This is a genomic window from Aeromonas sp. R6-2, from assembly GCF_040908155.1.
GTDB lineage: Bacteria > Pseudomonadota > Gammaproteobacteria > Enterobacterales > Aeromonadaceae > Aeromonas > Aeromonas schubertii.
In genome coordinates this window covers 12,933-29,374 of sequence record NZ_JBFODE010000061.1, presented here as the reverse complement: position 1 = coordinate 29,374, position 16,442 = coordinate 12,933, and the positions used below count along the sequence as shown (strand labels likewise).

The 16,442-nt window shown below is 64.3% G+C and carries 18 protein-coding genes; 4 read left to right on the top strand and 14 right to left on the bottom strand.

Features of this window, described 5'->3' with window-relative positions:
- Positions 1-193 precede the first annotated feature (193 nt).
- Positions 194-2,572 (bottom strand): ribonuclease R, encoded by a 2,379-nt coding sequence (gene rnr, locus AB5Y48_RS16130; RefSeq protein WP_050666515.1) that lies wholly within the window; start codon positions 2,570-2,572, stop codon positions 194-196.
- A 125-nt stretch (positions 2,573-2,697) separates the two neighbouring features.
- On the opposite strand from rnr, the gene AB5Y48_RS16125 reads away from it, so the two are divergent.
- Positions 2,698-3,720: a GGDEF domain-containing protein gene (locus AB5Y48_RS16125; protein ID WP_368165117.1), complete on the top strand. Its 1,023-nt coding sequence runs from the start codon at positions 2,698-2,700 to the stop codon at positions 3,718-3,720.
- 68 nt (positions 3,721-3,788) lie between these two features.
- Here AB5Y48_RS16125 and luxS read toward each other — a convergent pair whose 3' ends face one another.
- From luxS to AB5Y48_RS16085, 8 genes are all read right to left on the bottom strand, one after another.
- Positions 3,789-4,298 (bottom strand): S-ribosylhomocysteine lyase, encoded by a 510-nt coding sequence (luxS, locus tag AB5Y48_RS16120; RefSeq protein ID WP_368165115.1) that lies wholly within the window; start codon positions 4,296-4,298, stop codon positions 3,789-3,791.
- Between the two features lie 18 nt (positions 4,299-4,316).
- On the bottom strand, positions 4,317-4,910 hold the full coding sequence (locus AB5Y48_RS16115) for a transglycosylase SLT domain-containing protein (RefSeq protein WP_050666739.1): 594 nt from the start codon (positions 4,908-4,910) through the stop codon (positions 4,317-4,319).
- 5 nt (positions 4,911-4,915) lie between these two features.
- Positions 4,916-5,254, bottom strand: a complete 339-nt coding sequence (gene glnB / locus AB5Y48_RS16110) for a nitrogen regulatory protein P-II (RefSeq protein WP_005358847.1) — start codon at positions 5,252-5,254, stop codon at positions 4,916-4,918.
- A gap of 9 nt (positions 5,255-5,263) precedes the next feature.
- Complete coding sequence (locus AB5Y48_RS16105) at positions 5,264-6,886, bottom strand: NAD+ synthase (RefSeq protein ID WP_050666512.1); 1,623 nt, start codon at positions 6,884-6,886, stop codon at positions 5,264-5,266.
- 78 nt (positions 6,887-6,964) lie between these two features.
- Complete coding sequence (locus tag AB5Y48_RS16100; RefSeq protein WP_050666511.1) at positions 6,965-8,314, bottom strand: ATP-binding protein; 1,350 nt, start codon at positions 8,312-8,314, stop codon at positions 6,965-6,967.
- On the bottom strand, positions 8,311-8,967 hold the full coding sequence (locus tag AB5Y48_RS16095; RefSeq protein ID WP_050666510.1) for a response regulator transcription factor: 657 nt from the start codon (positions 8,965-8,967) through the stop codon (positions 8,311-8,313). The genes AB5Y48_RS16100 and AB5Y48_RS16095 overlap by 4 nt, the downstream gene beginning before the upstream one ends.
- Before the next feature lie 17 nt (positions 8,968-8,984).
- The gene (locus AB5Y48_RS16090) at positions 8,985-9,323 is read right to left on the bottom strand and encodes a PepSY domain-containing protein (RefSeq protein ID WP_050666509.1); all 339 of its coding nucleotides are present in this window, start codon (positions 9,321-9,323) and stop codon (positions 8,985-8,987) included.
- Positions 9,324-9,359: 36 nt separating this feature from the next.
- Positions 9,360-9,509, bottom strand: coding sequence for a hypothetical protein (locus tag AB5Y48_RS16085; protein ID WP_224160300.1), 150 nt, complete (start codon positions 9,507-9,509; stop codon positions 9,360-9,362).
- On the opposite strand from AB5Y48_RS16085, the gene AB5Y48_RS16080 reads away from it, so the two are divergent.
- Positions 9,441-9,695, top strand: a complete 255-nt coding sequence (locus AB5Y48_RS16080) for a PepSY domain-containing protein (protein ID WP_224160297.1) — start codon at positions 9,441-9,443, stop codon at positions 9,693-9,695. The two genes, AB5Y48_RS16085 and AB5Y48_RS16080, sit on opposite strands and share 69 nt — an antisense overlap.
- On the opposite strand, the gene AB5Y48_RS16075 is transcribed toward AB5Y48_RS16080, so the two are convergent.
- Positions 9,580-10,227: a sulfite oxidase heme-binding subunit YedZ gene (locus tag AB5Y48_RS16075; protein WP_050666507.1), complete on the bottom strand. Its 648-nt coding sequence runs from the start codon at positions 10,225-10,227 to the stop codon at positions 9,580-9,582. The genes AB5Y48_RS16080 and AB5Y48_RS16075 overlap by 116 nt on opposite strands.
- Entirely contained in the window at positions 10,218-11,195 is a 978-nt protein-coding gene (msrP, locus tag AB5Y48_RS16070; RefSeq protein WP_368165112.1) for a protein-methionine-sulfoxide reductase catalytic subunit MsrP, read from the bottom strand. The genes AB5Y48_RS16075 and msrP overlap by 10 nt, the downstream gene beginning before the upstream one ends.
- 357 nt (positions 11,196-11,552) lie before the next feature.
- On the opposite strand from msrP, the gene AB5Y48_RS16065 reads away from it, so the two are divergent.
- Complete coding sequence (locus AB5Y48_RS16065; protein ID WP_136614202.1) at positions 11,553-12,026, top strand: DUF1097 domain-containing protein; 474 nt, start codon at positions 11,553-11,555, stop codon at positions 12,024-12,026.
- A gap of 46 nt (positions 12,027-12,072) precedes the next feature.
- Here the strand turns inward: AB5Y48_RS16065 and AB5Y48_RS16060 are convergent, their stop codons facing one another.
- From AB5Y48_RS16060 to AB5Y48_RS16050, 3 genes are read right to left on the bottom strand one after another with little or no spacing between them, the layout of a single operon-like run.
- Complete coding sequence (locus AB5Y48_RS16060; RefSeq protein WP_136614203.1) at positions 12,073-13,353, bottom strand: sigma 54-interacting transcriptional regulator; 1,281 nt, start codon at positions 13,351-13,353, stop codon at positions 12,073-12,075.
- Between the two features lie 5 nt (positions 13,354-13,358).
- A complete protein-coding gene (locus AB5Y48_RS16055) occupies positions 13,359-13,859 on the bottom strand; it encodes a hypothetical protein (protein ID WP_224160258.1) in 501 nt (166 codons plus the stop codon).
- A 7-nt stretch (positions 13,860-13,866) separates the two neighbouring features.
- Positions 13,867-15,282 (bottom strand): sensor histidine kinase, encoded by a 1,416-nt coding sequence (locus AB5Y48_RS16050; protein ID WP_368165110.1) that lies wholly within the window; start codon positions 15,280-15,282, stop codon positions 13,867-13,869.
- A 169-nt stretch (positions 15,283-15,451) separates the two neighbouring features.
- On the opposite strand from AB5Y48_RS16050, the gene AB5Y48_RS16045 reads away from it, so the two are divergent.
- Entirely contained in the window at positions 15,452-16,429 is a 978-nt protein-coding gene (locus AB5Y48_RS16045) for a preprotein translocase subunit SecY (RefSeq protein WP_050666501.1), read from the top strand.
- Positions 16,430-16,442 lie beyond the last annotated feature (13 nt).

Sequence of the window (16,442 nt, the reverse complement as noted above, 5' to 3'; positions counted from 1 at the left end):
GCCATAGGCACGGAGCTTGGCCGAGCTCCGCCGAGGGCTGAGCCCCCCTTTTCGCTGACCATAAAAAATCCGAACCCCGGTAACAGGGTTCGGATTTTTTTGCTCTCAAGGGGCAGTCTGGCTTTGAGGGAGATAACCCGGGGCCATCAGCCCCTCACGGCCAAGGCAGGGGTCACCAGACCCACGCCATGGGTTACCCCTTGGCCTTGTCGCGGGCGCGCTTGCCGGGGCGGCGATTGCTCGGCTTGGCGCTGCCACCGCTCTTCTTCTCCTTGCCCTCGGCCTTGCGCTTGTCGCGGCGACGCTCGGTCTTGGCCTTCTCTTTCTTGATGTCGGCCATCTTGCGCACCGCCTGCTTGGCGCCCTTGCCGGTCATCTTGAGGGGCTCCTCGACCATCACGAAGTCGATCTTGCGATCGTCCAGGCTCACCCCCATCACCTTGACCCGCACCTTGTCACCGAGGCGGTAGCGGCGGCGGAAGTTCTCGCCGATCAGCTGCTGGTGAATGGGGTCGAACTGGTAGTAGTCGTTGGTCAGGGTGCTGACGTGCACCAGGCCGTCGATGTGGATCTCGGCCAGACGCACGAAGAAGCCAAAGCCGGTGACGCTGGCGATGACGCCGTCGAACTCGTCACCCACGTGGTCCTGCATGTACTCGCACTTGAGCCAGTCGGCCACGTCGCGGGTGGCGTCGTCGGCACGGCGCTCGGTCAGGGAGCAGTGCTCCCCCATGGGGTCCATCTCGTCCTGGCTGTAGTGATAGCCACCGCTCGGGGTCCACTTGTGGCGGGGATTGCCCTGGGCCTTGGCCAGCTGGTACTTGATGGCCCGGTGCAGGATCAGATCCGGATAGCGGCGGATCGGCGAGGTGAAGTGGGCGTAGGACTTCAGGGCCAGGCCGAAGTGACCTATGTTGTCGGCCTGATAGATGGCCTGGCGCATGGAGCGCAGCAGCATGGTGGAGAGCAGCTCCGCATCCGGGCGCCCCTCGAACTTGTCGGCCAGCTCGGCAAAGTCGCGCGGCTCGGGCTCGAGCCCCCCCTTGAGCTCCAGTCCCAGCTCGGCGAGGAACTGGCGGAAACCGGTCAGGCGCTCTTCACCCGGACGGTCGTGCACCCGGAACAGGGCGGCGGCCTCGTGCTTCTCGATGAAGCGGGCGGCGGCCACGTTCGCCTGGATCATGCACTCTTCGATGATCTTGTGGGCGTCGTTGCGCACCAGGGGCACGATGCGGTCGATCTTGCGCTCGGCGTTGAAGATGAAGCGGGTCTCTTCGCTCTCGAACTCCACGGCACCGCGCAGGTGGCGGGCGTGCTTGAGCGCCTTGTAGAGGTGGCTCAGCTCCTCGAGGTGACCCACCAGCGGCTCGTACTGCTGACGCAGCTTGGGATCCCCGTCCAGAATGGCCGCCACCTTGGTGTAGGTCATCCGGGCGTGGGAGTTCATCACCGCCTCGTAGAAGGTGTAGCCGGACATGCGACCGCTGGCGGAGATGGTCATCTCGCACACCATGCAGAGGCGATCCACCTGCGGGTTGAGGGAGCAGAGGCCGTTGGAGAGCACCTCGGGCAGCATGGGCACCACGAACTCGGGGAAGTAGACCGAGTTGCCGCGCTGATAGGCCTCGGCATCCAGGGCGGTGCCCGGCTTCACATAGGCCGAGACGTCGGCGATGGCGACCCAGAGGCGCCAGCCGCCGGATTTTTTCTTCTCGCAGAAGACGGCGTCGTCAAAGTCGCGGGCATCTTCCCCGTCGATGGTGACAAGGGGCAGGGTACGCAGGTCGACCCGGCCCAGCTTGGCCTTCTCGGGCACCTCGTCGGTGAGGTTGACGATCTCCTGGGTGACCGCCTCCGGCCAGGTATGGGGGATGCCGTGGTTGCGCAGGGCGATCTCGATCTCCATGCCCGGCGCCATGTTCTCGCCAAGCACCTCGAGCACGGTGCCGAGGGCGTTGAGGCGGCCGGTCGGACGCTGGGTCAGACGCACCACCACCACCTGGCTCTGGCGCGCCCCCTTGTTCTCCCCTTCCGGGATCAGGATGTCCTGGCCGATGCGGCTGTCGTCCGGCACCACAAACCCTACCCCGTTCTCGACGAAGTAGCGCCCGACGATATCCATCTCGCGCGCCTTGAGCACGCGCACCAGACGCGCCTCCTGGCGACCCTTGCGGTCGATCTCGGTCGGCTGCACCAGGGCATAGTCCCCGTGCATCAGGCGCTGCATCTCGCGGTTGTTCAGATAGAGATCCTGCCCACCCCCATCCGGACGCAGGAAGCCGAAGCCATCCTTGTGGCCGAGCACGTACCCCTTCACCAGATTGAGGCGATCGGGCAGGGCATAGCACTGGTTACGGGTGAAGACCAGCTGGCCGTCACGCTCCATGGCACGCAGGCGCCGGCGCAGGGCCTCCAGATGCTCCTCGTCTTTGAGCTTGAGCTCGCGCGCGATCTCCTCGCGAGAGATGGGACGCACGTGGTCCTCGATGATCTTCAGCAGCAGTTCGCGGCTGGCGATGGGATTCTCGTATTTCTCGGCCTCGCGTTCGAGGAAGGGATCGTTATGAGACATAGGCAGGCCTTCTGGTAGGATTCGGGACCATTATATCCCCAGTAAGGGGGGCAAGGCACCCTGCCGTTTCTGTTATGCCTCTGTCATACTAGAGGGCACTTTCCAGGAGTAGAGACCAGGTCTCCATGAACAAGGATCTTTTCAGCCAGTCGGCAGGCTATCTCAAACAGGCCATCCCCCTGATGACCAAGTATCAGATCCCGACGACCCCGGCCAACTATGCCGTCTGGTACAACTACGTGGCCTCCACCTATCCCGAGCTGACCCGGGCCCTCGACGAGGCCCTCAGGCAGCAGGGTACCTGCTCCCAGGTCACCTGCGAGCGCCTCTATCACCAGCATCTGGCCAGCGCCCAGGAGAAAGAGCTGGAGGCGGTCAAGTTCAACCTCGCCTCCATGACCACCCAGATAGCCCAGACCATGCAGGACGCCCTGACCGACACCGGCCTGTTTCAGGACATGCTCGACAAGAGCTTTGGCAAACTGGGGCAGATCGACGAGGAGGGGCTGAGCCTGGAAGAGACCATGGGGGTACTGCGCGAGCTGGTGCGTGAGTCCCGTGATATCCGCATGGCGACCTTGCACTTTCGCGGCCAGATCAGCAATGCCGAGAAGGAGATCAAGGAGCTGAAAAAGGCCCTCGACGAGACCCGCAAACAGGCCAACGAGGATCCCCTCACTGGCCTCTCCAATCGCCGCGCCTTCAATCACGAACTCGATGCCCTGTGCCGCAGTGGCAAGGGCTTCTCCCTCATCCTTGCCGACATCGATCGTTTCAAGAGCTTCAACGACGAATATGGCCATCTGCTCGGGGATCAGGTGCTGCGTGCCTTTGCCCGCCGCCTCAAGGATGGCTGCAAGGAGGGGGCCCAGGTGTTTCGCTTCGGCGGCGAGGAGTTTGCCCTGCTGGTGCCGGGCAAGGGGGTTCAGTTGGCCCGCCAGCTGGCCGAGAGCCTGCGCCGGGCCACCGAGAAGCTCTCGGTGCTCGATCGCAAGAGCGGCCGCCGGGTCGACAACATAACCGCCTCGTTCGGGGTGGCCGAATTTGACTGTCGTGAACACGGGGACGATCTGGTGGAGCGGGCCGATCAGCTGCTCTACAAGGCCAAGGAGCTCGGCCGCAACCGGGTGATGCCGCTCGCCATGTAGCGCCGGCGTATCCGCCACTGAAAACAGCGAGGGCCGGTCAATGACCGGCCCTCGTCGTATGGCGCCCCTTACAGGGATTGCAGCTTCTCGTCCGGCAGCAGCAGTTCCTCGTTGTGGTTCACCCCGATGCCGCGCCCCAGCACGTGGCGGGCGATGGCCTGGGCCTCGTCGAGGGAGTGCATGGAGTAGGTCCCGCACTGGTATTCGTTGAGCTCGGGGATCTGCTTCTGATCCGCCACCTTGAGCACGTCCTCCATGGCGGCCTGCCAGGCGTCGGCCACGCTCTGCTCGCTCGGCGTGCCGATAAGGCTCATGTAGAAACCGGTACGGCAGCCCATGGGCGAGATGTCGATGATCTCGACCCCTTCCCCATTGAGATGATCGCGCATGAAGCCGGCAAACAGGTGCTCCAGGGTGTGGATGCCGCGCTCGGAGAGGATCTCCTGGTTGGGCAGGCAGAAGCGCAGATCGAACACGGTAATGGTGTCCTTGTGCGGGGTCTGCATGGTCTTGGCGACCCGCACAGCAGGAGCCTCCATGCGGGTGTGGTCAACTTTGAAACTGTCCAGTAATGGCATCTGTGACTCCTGGTTTGGTTACCAGAACCAGCCCCCGGAGGAGAGCTGGTCCTTGCATTGTCGATATTGGGCGCCGTAGCGCTGGGCCCGGGCCTCTACCTTGCGCGAGGTGCGCATCAGCCACCCCTTGCTGCGGTATGAGCCGCGCCGGTAGCCGCCCCACCCCTCGTGGTAGTTGAGGTACTGGCCGTAGGCATCCCACTTGGAGGTGCCGTTGAGGCGCTGGGCCTTGTGGGTATACCAGCCCATGAAGTCGATGGCGTCGGCAAAGTCGTCGCGATCGCTCCAGCTGTTCCCCGTCTCCCTCTGATAGTCGGCCCAGGTCTCGTCTTTCACCTGAGCATAACCGTAGGCCGAGCTGGCCCGGCCGGTGGGGATGAACAGGAAATATTGCATGGGCGGCTTGGCGTCATGCACGAAGGAGGACTCCTGATACATCATGGCCATCACCACCTGCACCGGCGTGCCCCACTTCTCGTTCATCCTGAGCGCCGCCTTGTGCCACTCGGGTTTCTCCCGAAAGATCTGGCACAGGTTCTCCGGCTGGGCCGGTGGCGTGGCGCTGCAGGCGGTCAGGCCGAGCAGCAGGCCCGCCGCCGTGAGAAGGCGCATCCTCATCAGATGGCGTCTTCGTTCTCTTCACCGGTACGGATGCGGATCACCCGCTCCACGTCGCAGACGAAGATCTTGCCGTCACCAATCTTGCCGGTGCGCGCGGTGTTCTGGATGGCCTCGATGCAGGCGTCGAGATCCTCGTCCTGCACCACCAGCTCCACCTTCACCTTGGGCAGAAAGTCGACCATGTACTCGGCCCCGCGATAGAGCTCGGTGTGGCCCTTCTGGCGGCCGAACCCCTTCACCTCGGAGACGGTCATGCCGTTGATGCCGATCTCGGCGAGGGCTTCGCGCACGTCGTCGAGCTTGAAGGGTTTGATGATGGCTTCGATCTTCTTCATGACTTCTCCTTACCAGTTCTGTCTGCCAAACCCGGAGGTGATGGGGTAACGGCGATCCTTACCAAAGTTACGGGCCGAGATACGCGGCCCCACGGCTGCCTGACGGCGTTTGTATTCGTTGAGATCCACGAGGCGAATGACCTTGCGCACCACCGCCTCGTCGAAGCCCTCGGCCACCATGTCGGCCACCGAGGCGTCCTGCTCCACATAGCGCAGCAGGATGGCATCGAGGATGTCATAGGGGGGCAGGCTGTCCTGATCCACCTGGTCCGGCGCCAATTCTGCCGAAGGGGGACGGTCGATGACCCGTTGCGGGATCACATATTCGATGGAATTGCGGTATTCGCACAGCTTGAAGACGAGCGTCTTGGGCACATCCTTGAGCACGTCGAAGCCGCCGGCCATGTCCCCGTACAGGGTGGCATAGCCCACCGCCATCTCGCTCTTGTTGCCGGTGGTGAGCACGATGCGGCGACGCTTGTTGGAGAGCGCCATCAAGAGCACACCACGGCAGCGGGCCTGCAGGTTCTCTTCGGTGGTGTCGCGCGCCGTGCCTTCAAACATGGGGGTGAGCTGGCCCATAAAGGCCTCGTACATGGGCTCGATGGAGACGATGTCGAACTCGACCCCCATCCGCTCGGCCTGCTCGCGGGCATCCTCGACACTCATCTGGGCGGTGTAGCGAAACGGCATCATCACCGCCTGCACCCGCTCCTTGCCGAGGGCATCGGCGGCAATGGCCAGGGTCAGGGCCGAGTCGATGCCGCCGGAGAGGCCGAGCACGGCGCCCTGGAAACCGTTCTTGTTGACGTAGTCACGCACCGCCAGCACCAGGGCCTGATAGACCTCACCCAGGGGAGGCAGGGCATAGTCAACCTCTCCGCTTGGCACCGGCTGGCCATCGATAAAACTCACCAGCGCCTCTTGCTCGGCGAAGGCGGCCAGCCGCTGGGTCAGCTCGCCGGCACCGTTAAAGACCTTGGAGCAGCCGTCGAATACCAGCTCGTCCTGGCCACACACCTGGTTGAGGTAGACCAGGGGCAGGCCGGTGGCGGCGCAGCGCTCGCTGAACAGCTCCCGGCGCAGCCAGGGCTTGTGCATGTCATAGGGGGAAGCGTTGATGGTCACCAGGATCTCGGCGCCGGCCTCCCGGGTGGCCAGGGCCGGGCCCGGCTGCCAGATGTCCTCGCAGATGAGCAGCCCCAGCAGGTGACCGCGAAACGGCACCACACAGGTCTCTTCCCCGGCGCTGAAGTAACGCTTCTCGTCGAACACCCCGTAGTTGGGCAGCTCGCGCTTGTAGTAGCGGGCCAGCAGCTTGCCGTGCTCAAACAGGGAGGCGGCGTTATAGAGATGCTCTCCGTCGCGCCAGGGGTGTCCCACCAGAATGCCCGCCTTGCCCCCCCAGCCGGCCAGCCGGGCCAGGGCCGCCTTGACGCGCCCCATCAGGTCGGGACGCAGCAACAGATCCTCGGGCGGATAGCCGGTCAGGGCCAGCTCGGAGCAGACCAGCAGATCGGCACCCGCCTGATCTGCCCGCTGGGCCGCCGCCAGGATCTTGTCACAGTTTTCTTCGATGGAGCCTACCGTCAGATTCAACTGGGCAAGCTGGAGAGAGAGGGCTCTGGCCATGGTATTGGGTCTTCAAACCGAAATGATGGGGAATGATAAAGAAAAGGGGCGCCCTGTGCCAGCCAGGGCGCCACGGGATCAACGCTCGATCCGCGCCACCTTGGGCAGGGAGAGGCAAGCCGCCAGCCCGCCCAGCTCGGCCCGGCCCATGATGAGATTGCCACGGTAGGCCTCGGCCAGATCCGAAACGATGTTGAGACCAAGCCCGGAGCCGGGCACCTTCTCGTCCAGGCGCACTCCCCGTTCGATGGCACGGGCCATCTGATCCTCGGTCATGCCGGGGCCATCATCCTCGATACGCAGGGTGATCCAGCCCCCCAGCTCGGCGGTGGAGACCCGGATCCGCTGGCTCGACCACTTGTAGGCATTCTCCAGCAGGTTGCCCACCATCTCGTCGAAGTCCTGCTCCTCGACTCCCACCGCCAGGGTCGCCGGCACATCGATGGCCAGCTCGCGCCCCGGATAGAGGCGGGAGAAGGCACGGCAGATGTACTCGATGCGGGCGCGCAGCGGGGTCGAGACCCCCAGCACCTTGGCCGCCCCCGTCACCCTGGCCTTGCCGAGGTGATAATCGATATGGCGCTGGATCTGGTCGAGCTGCTCCGTGATGGCCGGCTGCTCGGCCGGCGGCAGCTGCGGCACCTGGTTGCGCAGGATCGAGAGGGGCGTCTTGAGGGCGTGGGCCAGGTTGCCGGTGTGGCTGCGGGCCCGGGAGAGCAGCTCCCCATAGTGGTGGAGCAGGCGGTTGATGTCCTCCACCAAGGGCTGGATCTCGAGGGGATAGCGCTGCTCGAACTTCTCCTGATGTCCCTGGTGGATGCGGGCCAGCTCGCGCCGCAGCAGGTGCAGGGGGCGCAGGCCATAGAGCACCTGGAACAAAAAGCCCAGGATGAGGCCGGCCGCCGCAAACCCCAGGCCGAAGAAGAGGCTGAGGCGGGTCTTCTTCAGGGTCTGGTTCAGCACGCTGCTGTCTTTGGCCATCACCAGGCGCAGGGGAAGATCAGAGCCGGGCAACAGGACGCTGCGAGTCATCAGCAGCAGCGGCTCTCCCCCCGGCCCCTTGCCGAGAAACAGCCCCTTGTCGCCGAAGGCGGGCCTGAGGCGCTCGCTCACCAGCTGGCTGTCCCACAGGGAACGGGACTTGGCCACCACCTGACCATGGGCCTCGAGCTGCCAGTAAAAGCCCGAGTAGGGCTGACGAAAGCGGGGATCGGCCAGGGGCTCGGTCAGCATGGGCAAGCCATCTTCGCCCAGCTCGAGACGGGAGAGCAGATCGAACAGCTGCAGGCGAAGACCATCGGCCTCCGCCTGCTGCCAGTAGTTGGTGAGCATCCGCTGCAGGCTGAAACCGGTGGCAAACAGGAACAGGCCGCACCAGATGAGGGCGATCACCAGCAGGCGACCGCGCAGGGTGCGCACTACCCTCATTCGTCGATCCGGTAGCCGAGGCCTCGCACCGTCTCAATCAGATCTGGGTGGGTCTTCTTGCGGATCCGGCCGATGAAGACCTCCACCGTGTTGGAGTCGCGGTCGAAATCCTGGGCATAGATGTGGTCGATGAGCTCGCTGCGCGACACCACCCGCCCCTTGTGCTGCATCAGATAGGCCAGCACCCGAAACTCGTGGGCGGTGAGCTTGATGGGGGTGCCCTCATACCACACCTGGGAGGCGGCCATGTCGAGGCGCACCCCGCGGATCTCCAGCACCGAACTGGCGTTGCCGGCGGCCCGGCGCACCAGGGCATGGACCCGGGCCACCAGCTCGGCCATCTGGAATGGCTTGGTGAGGTAGTCGTCGGCCCCGGCGTTGAGCCCCTCGATCTTCTCGTGCAACTGACCCCGGGCGGTGAGCACCAGCACCGGGTTGTCCATGCCCTGGCTGCGCCACTCCTTGAGCACGCTCAGGCCGTCGCGACCGGGCAGGCCGAGATCGAGCACGATGGCATCATAGGGCTCGGTGGCACCGAGGAAGGAGGCCTCGACCCCGTCGTGGCAGAGGTCGGCCACGAAGCCGGCCTGGTTAAGCTGTTCGGCCAGTTGGGCGGCCAGGGTCTTTTCGTCTTCGACAATCAGAATTCGCATCTGTGTTTACCTGATGGTTAGGGCGCGTCGGCGGGGGTGGCGGGAGGAAAGAAGAGATGTTCCAGATGATGTCCCTTTAGATAGACCATGCGCAAGCTGTCGGCCCGATAACCCACCTTGATCACATTCTGGGTACGGTCGAGCAGCTTGAGCTCATAGATCCAGCGTCCCGGCGCCTCTTCCCTGAGATCGACCCGCAGCAGTTCACCGGGCAGGGCGCGCGCCTGTTTCATCACCTCGCTGAAGGGGCGGATCTTGCCCTCGGTCAGGGCCCGCTGCAGCATCTGGTCACTGGGCGCCAGCGCCGTGGCCCAGCAGGGCAGCAAGAGGGCCAGCAGGGGGAGAACCCTGTTCATGGGTGATTAATCTCCTGGTTCATAACATAATGGCGTTTATATTTTGCCAGCCATGAATCCGTCATGAATATGATCCCCCGCACTCTTCTGCTGATTGTCGGTCTCCACCCCCTGCTGGTGAAGGCCGATAATCAGGTTTTGGAAATAGAGGCGGTGATCCGGCTCCTGCTCCAGCAGGGTTATCACGACATTCGCGAGATCGCCCTGGAAGAGGGCCACTATCAGGTCGAGGCCCTCGACGCCCGCGAACGCAAGGTCACTGTCTATCTGGACTCGGACAGCGGCGAATTGCTCGAGTCGGCAAGGCCCATCCCCGCAGCAGCTTCCGCTGGCGCAGCCCCAGCAACCCCAGCGCCAGCAGCAGGTAAATGAGTGGCTCGACCCAGCCGCTCTTGACCGACCACCAATAGTGCACCGGCGCCAGCAACAGGGCCAGATAGACCCAGTTGTGCAGTCGCTGCCAACGCGGTCCCATGGCACGCACCAGCCTGGGTAGCGAGGTGATGCCGAGCACCAGCAGTATGCCCCAGACCCCCATCCCCACGACGATGTAGCTGCGCTTGACCAGCTCGCCGGCGATGAGCGCCCAGTCGAGCTGCAGATCGAGCAGCAACCAGCTGGCCAGATGCAACGAGGCATAGGCCAGCGCCCACAGGCCGAGTGGCCGGCGCAGCCGCATCAGCCCCCCCGCCTTGAGCCCCTTGGCCAGGGGCGAGACGCACAGACAGAGCAGCAAGAGGTTGAGCGCCCCCTTGCCAAGCCAGTGGATGATGCCGGGCACAGGATCCCCCCCGAGCCAGCCGCTCGGGATGGCCCAGCCCAGCCAGACCAGGGCTGAAATCGCCCCCAGATGCACCATGAGTTGCAGGCCGCGAGCCTGCCTTGCGCTGATTTTCAGTACCATTGGCCGAGATCCATCCCCTGGTAGAGGCTCGCCACTTCGTCGGCGTAGCCGTTAAACATCAACGTCGGCTGACGCTTGGCACCGAAGGCCCCCCCTTCTGCGATGAAGCGCTCGCTGGCCTGGCTCCAGCGCGGGTGATCCACCTGCGGATTGACGTTGGCATAGAAGCCGTACTCCTGGGGCGCCAGCATGTTCCAGGTGGTGGGAGGCATCTGCTCTTGCAGGCGGATGGTGACGATGCTCTTGATGCTCTTGAAGCCGTACTTCCAGGGGAGCACCAGCCGGATGGGGGCGCCGTTTTGCGGTGGCAGTGTCTTGCCGTAGAGGCCGACCGCCAGCAAGGCCAGGGGGTGCATCGCCTCGTCGATGCGCAGCCCCTCCCGATAGGGGAGCTCGATCCCGCTGCGGCGGGCCAGGGGCATCTGTTCGGGGTCGTAGAGGGTCTCGAAGGCCACGTACTTGGCGCGGCTGGTGGGGGCCGCCTCCTTGAGCAGCTCCCCGAGCCCAATCCCGAGCCAGGGGATCACCATGGACCAGGCCTCGACGCAGCGGAAGCGATAGATGCGCTCCTCCAGCGGCCGCCGGTTGATGAGCTCCCACACATCCAGAGTCAGGGGTTTCTCCACCTCTCCCTCGATCCGCAAGGTCCAGGGCTCAGTGCGCAGCGAACCCGCATTGCGCGCCGGATCGGCCTTGTCGGTACCGAACTCGTAGTAGTTGTTGTAGCTGATCACCTTGCTCTCGGGGGTGAGCACCAGATCGCCGCGCGCGGCCGCCTTGGCCTGAAGGGGGCGCCCGGGGTTTTCCGCTTCGCGCGGGGTCAGCAGATCGAGCACGCCGGCCTCGGCCGGCAGCGCCAGGGCGGCAGCCCCCAGCCCCAACCCCTTGAGCAGGCGGCGGCGATCCAGGTAGACAGATTCCGGGGTGACGGCGTGCTCGGTGAGCGATGAGCGGCGTTTGATGATCATGACTTCTCTTCCTCGCAGGGACCTTGATACAGACTAGACCCGACGAGGAAGAGAAAAATTACACCGATACCATTTCAGGCCAGAACCCGGCTCAGGTGGGCAGAGAGAAACAGCAGTACCAGCACCATGAGGAGGGGCAAGATGAGACCCTTGAGCATGATGCTCACTCCTCCTTGTGACAGGGCCTCTAACTATGGACCAGCTCCCCCGCCCCTTCCATGAAACCTTTTTCGCGAGCGCAAGCGTATTCCTGATGATGGCGACGTGAGCGGGATCACACCCCACGGCCCACCAAATTGCACCCACTCCCGACCGGAGTAGGCTGGCCTCCTTTTCGCATCGGACGGAGTCAATCTCGTGTCACCGCTTATCGCGATCGCGCTCACCACTGGCGTTCTGTCTGCCGTCTGGGGCTGGCTGGCCACCCTGCTCGGCCTGCTCTCCTGGGTCGGTTTCCTCGGCTGCACCAGCTACTTTGCCTCGGAAGGGGGCTACAAGGCGCTGCTCAAGACCCTGCTGTGCAACACCAGTGGCATGCTCTGGGCCCTGCTGCTGATCCACGGCGGGGAGTGGTGGGGCAGTGGCGTCGCCGGCTACCTGATGACCGGTATCGTCGCCACCCTGATGTGTGTGCAGGGGCGCCAGCAGTGGCTCTCCTACATTCCCGGTACCTTCGCCGGCTGCTGCGCCACCTTCGGTGCCGCCGGCCAGTGGCAACTGGTGCTCCCCTCCCTGGTGATCGGCGCCCTGTTTGGTTGGGCCATGAAAGCCTCCGGCCTCTGGCTGCACCGCCGAACCCAGCCGCGCGAGGCGCTGCCGGACGCCGCCTGAGGCGCTGATGAAAGAGGGGTGACCACTGGTCACCCCTCTTCGTTTGTTACCCCTTCTGCTTGAAGTGGGCCGCCTCTATGTTGTGGCGACTGAGCAGCTTGTAGAAGTCGGTGCGGTTGCGTTCGGCCATGCTGGCGGCCAGGGTCACGTTCCCCTCTGTGATGCGCAGCAGGCGGATCAGATACTCCTTCTCGAACTCTGCCCGCGCCTCGTTAAACGAGGGTACCGCCACCTCGACCCCGGAGAGGGCCGACTCCACCATGACGGCGCCGATCACCGGGCTCGGGCAGAGCGCCGCGAGCCGTTCAACCAGATTGAAGAGCTGGCGCACATTGCCCGGCCAGGAGGCCTTGGCCAACAGGGCCAGCGCCTCGGGGGCGAAGCCGGCGGCCACCCCCTCCTGACGCAGGCGCACCCGATCCAGTGCCTGACGCGCCAGCAGGGGGATATCCTCGCTGCGCTCCTCCAGGGCGGGGAGCGTCACATTGGCGACGTTGAGGCGGTAGTAGAGATCCTCGCGAAAGAGTCCCTCCTCCATCCCCTTGACCAGATCCCTGTGGGTGGTGCCGATGACCCGCACCCTGGCCGCCGCCCCCGGATCCCCCATCACCCGCAGCAGCTTGGCCTGCAAGGTGGCGGAGAGATCGCCGATCTCGTCGAGACAGAGGGTGCCCCCCCGGGCCTGCTCGAAGAGGCCCGGTTTTCCCTTCTCTCCAAACAGGGCGAGCTCCAGCTCGGCAAAGGGGGTGGCGGCACAGTTGATGGCCAGGAAGGGGTGCTCCCGCCGCGGGCTTCCCAGGTGGAGCGCCTCGGCGAGCCGGCTCTTGCCACAGCCAGAGGGACCGGTGACGAGGACGTTCACCTCCATGGCCGCCACGCTACGGGCCTGTTGCAGGCTCTGCTGCATGCGCGGGCTACGGGTCGGGAAGCGGCTCTCCAGCTCGTCCACCACCAGAGGGGCCGTGATGCTGAGCGCCTGCTCCAGGGTCTGCAGCAGCATCTGCTTGTCGATGGGCTTGGTGAGGAAACTGAACACACCGGAGCGGGTCGCCGTGATAGCATCGGGAATGGTGCCATGGGCGGTCATGATGATGACCGGCATCCCCAGCCACTCCCCCTGAATGCGCTCGAACAGACCCAGCCCATCCATCCCCCCCATGCGCAAGTCGGTAAGCACCAGATCCGGCCTCTGCTGGCGCAGGGCCATTATGGCTTGCTCACCGCTCTCGGCGGTGGTGACCTCATATCCCTCGCTGCGCAGACGCAGGGTGAGCAGCTTGAGCAGGCTCTGGTCGTCGTCGACCAGCAGAATGCGTCCCTTTGCCATGGGTCTTACCCCTTGCCCTGTTTACGGGAGTTGATCTGTTCATCGATGGCCGAGAGCTTGGCGATCTTCTCCTCCAGCTCCCGGATCTGTGACCTGAGCCTGGCCACCTCGGCCTCCTGGCCAGTGGCCTGGGGACGGCTGCGCGAGAGCAGCAGCCAGGTACGCAGGTAGGCCTGCTCGTCGAGCCCGGTCTCGGGCAACAGGCGCTCCATGGTGGCCAACGCCTCCTTGCGGCGGGCGGCGGGCTCGTCGGGGTGGCTGTTGACCATGGCCAGATTGAGGCGATTGGCGAGGGAGCTCTCCCCCTTGAGCCGTCGCCGCTCCTGCTCCCGCTGTTGGGGATGGCTGCCCAGCAGCCAGTTGCTGTACTGCATGCGCAGTTGCAGTTGATGAAGTGAATCGACCTGGCGCTGGGCCATCACGGCCGGCGTGGGCTCGGTGTTGACGGTGCCCAGCATGGCGCACCCTCCCAATCCCATGGTAAAGAAAACTATCGCGTATCTCATGGTCCTATCACGCATCAAGGGTCAAACGAAAACAGACATCGGCCATCTCATCCTCCACCAGGGTGAGCTCCCCCCCCAGGCTGCGGGCCGACTCCAGGGCGATGGAGAGGCCAATCCCCGACCCCTTGAGCAACCCCTGACGCAGGGAAGAGCCCTGCTCGAAGGGTTCGAAGATACGGCTCCTCTCCTGCTCCTCGATGGGAGAGCCCTGATTGGCCACCTCGACCACCATGCGCGTTCCTTCCTGGCGGGTGCGCAGCCAGATGGTTCCCCCATCGCGCCCATAGCTGACCGCATTGGAGAAGAGATTATCGAGGATAAGGCCGAGACGATAGGGCTCCCCCCGCACAACGCCGGAAATAGCTGGCAACTCGACCCGCATCCCCTTGCTCTCGAGGGGCAGTCGATAGGTGTCGAGCAGGGAGGCAAAGAGGGGCGCCAATGGTAGCGAACTCATCTCAAAAGACTCCTGCTGGCTCAGTCGATTGAAGTCGAGCAGTCGCTCGATCAGGGTTTGCAAGCGACGACTGTTGTCGGTAAGCAGGTCACAGATATCTTTCTGATCCCCGTTGAGGGGGCCCACCACCCCCTCGCCGAGCAGATCGGCCCCCTCTCTGAGACAGGCCAGAGGGGTCTTGAGTTCATGGGAGACGTGGCGCAGGAAACGGTATTTCTGCTGCTCCAGCGCCTGCAGGCGGTCGTGCAGCCAGGCCAGCCGCTCCCCGAGCAGCACCAGCTCGGCCGGCCCCTCCACCGGGGTTCGCTCCGGCTCGATGCCGGCACCCAGGCTGAGGATACGGCTCTCCAGCTGGCGCATGGGATGAATGATGAGATAGGTAAACAGCAGCGCCGCCAGCAGGGTGAGAGTGCCCACCACACCGGAAACCCACCACAGCTCGTTCTGTAACCGGGTGATGCGATCCTGGGCCTCGTTCACCATGGTATCGACCCAGGCGTTGGTCGCCTCCTCCAGAGCCTCGTGGTGGCGATGCACATCGAGAAAACGGGGACTGTCGGCATTGGCTCTGGCCTGCTCGAGCCCCTCCAGCTCCTGCAACCAGGCGAGATCCGCATCCAGCTCGCGGTATTCAGCGGGGGCCGGCACGCCGGCCTTGTGCTCCTCGAGCAGGGTCTGATAGGTCTCAAGCTGTTCCCGATAACGGCCGAGCAGGCTCTCGTCTTCGAGCACGGCAAAACGGCGCAGGGTGCGCTCAAGCTCTTCGCTCAGGGCGGTGAGCTGGATGGCGCGCCGCGTATCTTGCACCATGCGGACCGACCCCTCCTCCACCCGCTGACTGATCCGGGTCAGGGTGTTGTAGTCGTGCCAGATCATCAGGATCAGCGGCAGCAGCACCAGCAGATAACCGGTCAGCACCAGGGTTAACAGGGAGCGGGGTTGAAACTTGTTACCCACCTTGAACATAGTCGAGCCAGCCTCCGCACTATCGAGGGGTCACAGGATAGCCCCTGCGACCACAAAAGCAACGATCCCACCCGAGCTGATCAAATAGTCGGCGCTCGGCACCACGCCCCCTTCTCTCGTCGCCCGACGCCACTATAATCGCCCCCTTTCTCCATCCCGATACCCTCCCATGACTACCGAACCCTTCATCCGCCATCCCAAGGGCTGGTTCGCCCTGGCCACCGTTTACAGCTTCACCGGTGCCGCCATTGCCGCCTCCATCGTCTTCTCCCTGCTGCTCTTTCTCTCGCTCCACGAGGAGCCGGTGATGCAGATGCTGTTCGGGGGGCTCGCCATCATCTTCGAACTGGGCAAGTTCTATGTCTGGTACGAGTACGGGGAGCGTCGTGCCCGCCGCGATGTGAGCGGCTCGGCCTGGGCCCTGCTCTTCTACGCCATCCTGGCCGCCATCTCGGTCGGGGGGAGCATAGGGGGCATCAACAGCGCCACCAACACCCTGATGAGTGAGGAGGCCCGCCACCAGCGGGAGGTCGCCCGCTTCGACCAGCAGATCGCCAGCATAGAGCGGCAGATCCGCCTCAACGAAGAGGCGGCCAAGAAGTACATCGATATGCAGCGTATCTCGAGCGGGGTCAGCCGGCTGCAACAGGAGAACACCCGGCTGCGGCTGCAGCAGGACACCCTGCGCCAGGAGCGTGACCAGCTCCCCAGCGGCCAGCAGTCGGCCATGATGGGGCTGATCCAGAGCCTGTCCGAGGGGATGGGGTTGGCGGTGGGGCAGGTGCAATTTCTGCTGGTCTGCTTTCTCTCGATACTGCTCGACGTCTTCGGCGCCTTCTTCGTGGGGCTGATCGGCGAGGAGCAGCGCTTTCGCCGCACCTTCATACCACGCCCCCCCGAATACGATAACGAGGTGGCGAGCAGACGCCCGCCCGAGCCGATCTCTCCCCATCTGGCGCCTCTGCGTTCGGCCCTGCAAGGGGGGGAGCTGCGTCCCAGCAAGCGGCAGGTTGCCGCCCATCTGAGCCTGCCCATGGAGGAGGTCGACCGCCTCTTTGCCCAGCTGCTCGGTGAAGGCGTACTGGCCCAGGCCCCCAATCGCCACTACTTCCTGAGAGCCGACGCGATGGCGCCAACGCCCAATTAATGACCCAAAGCGC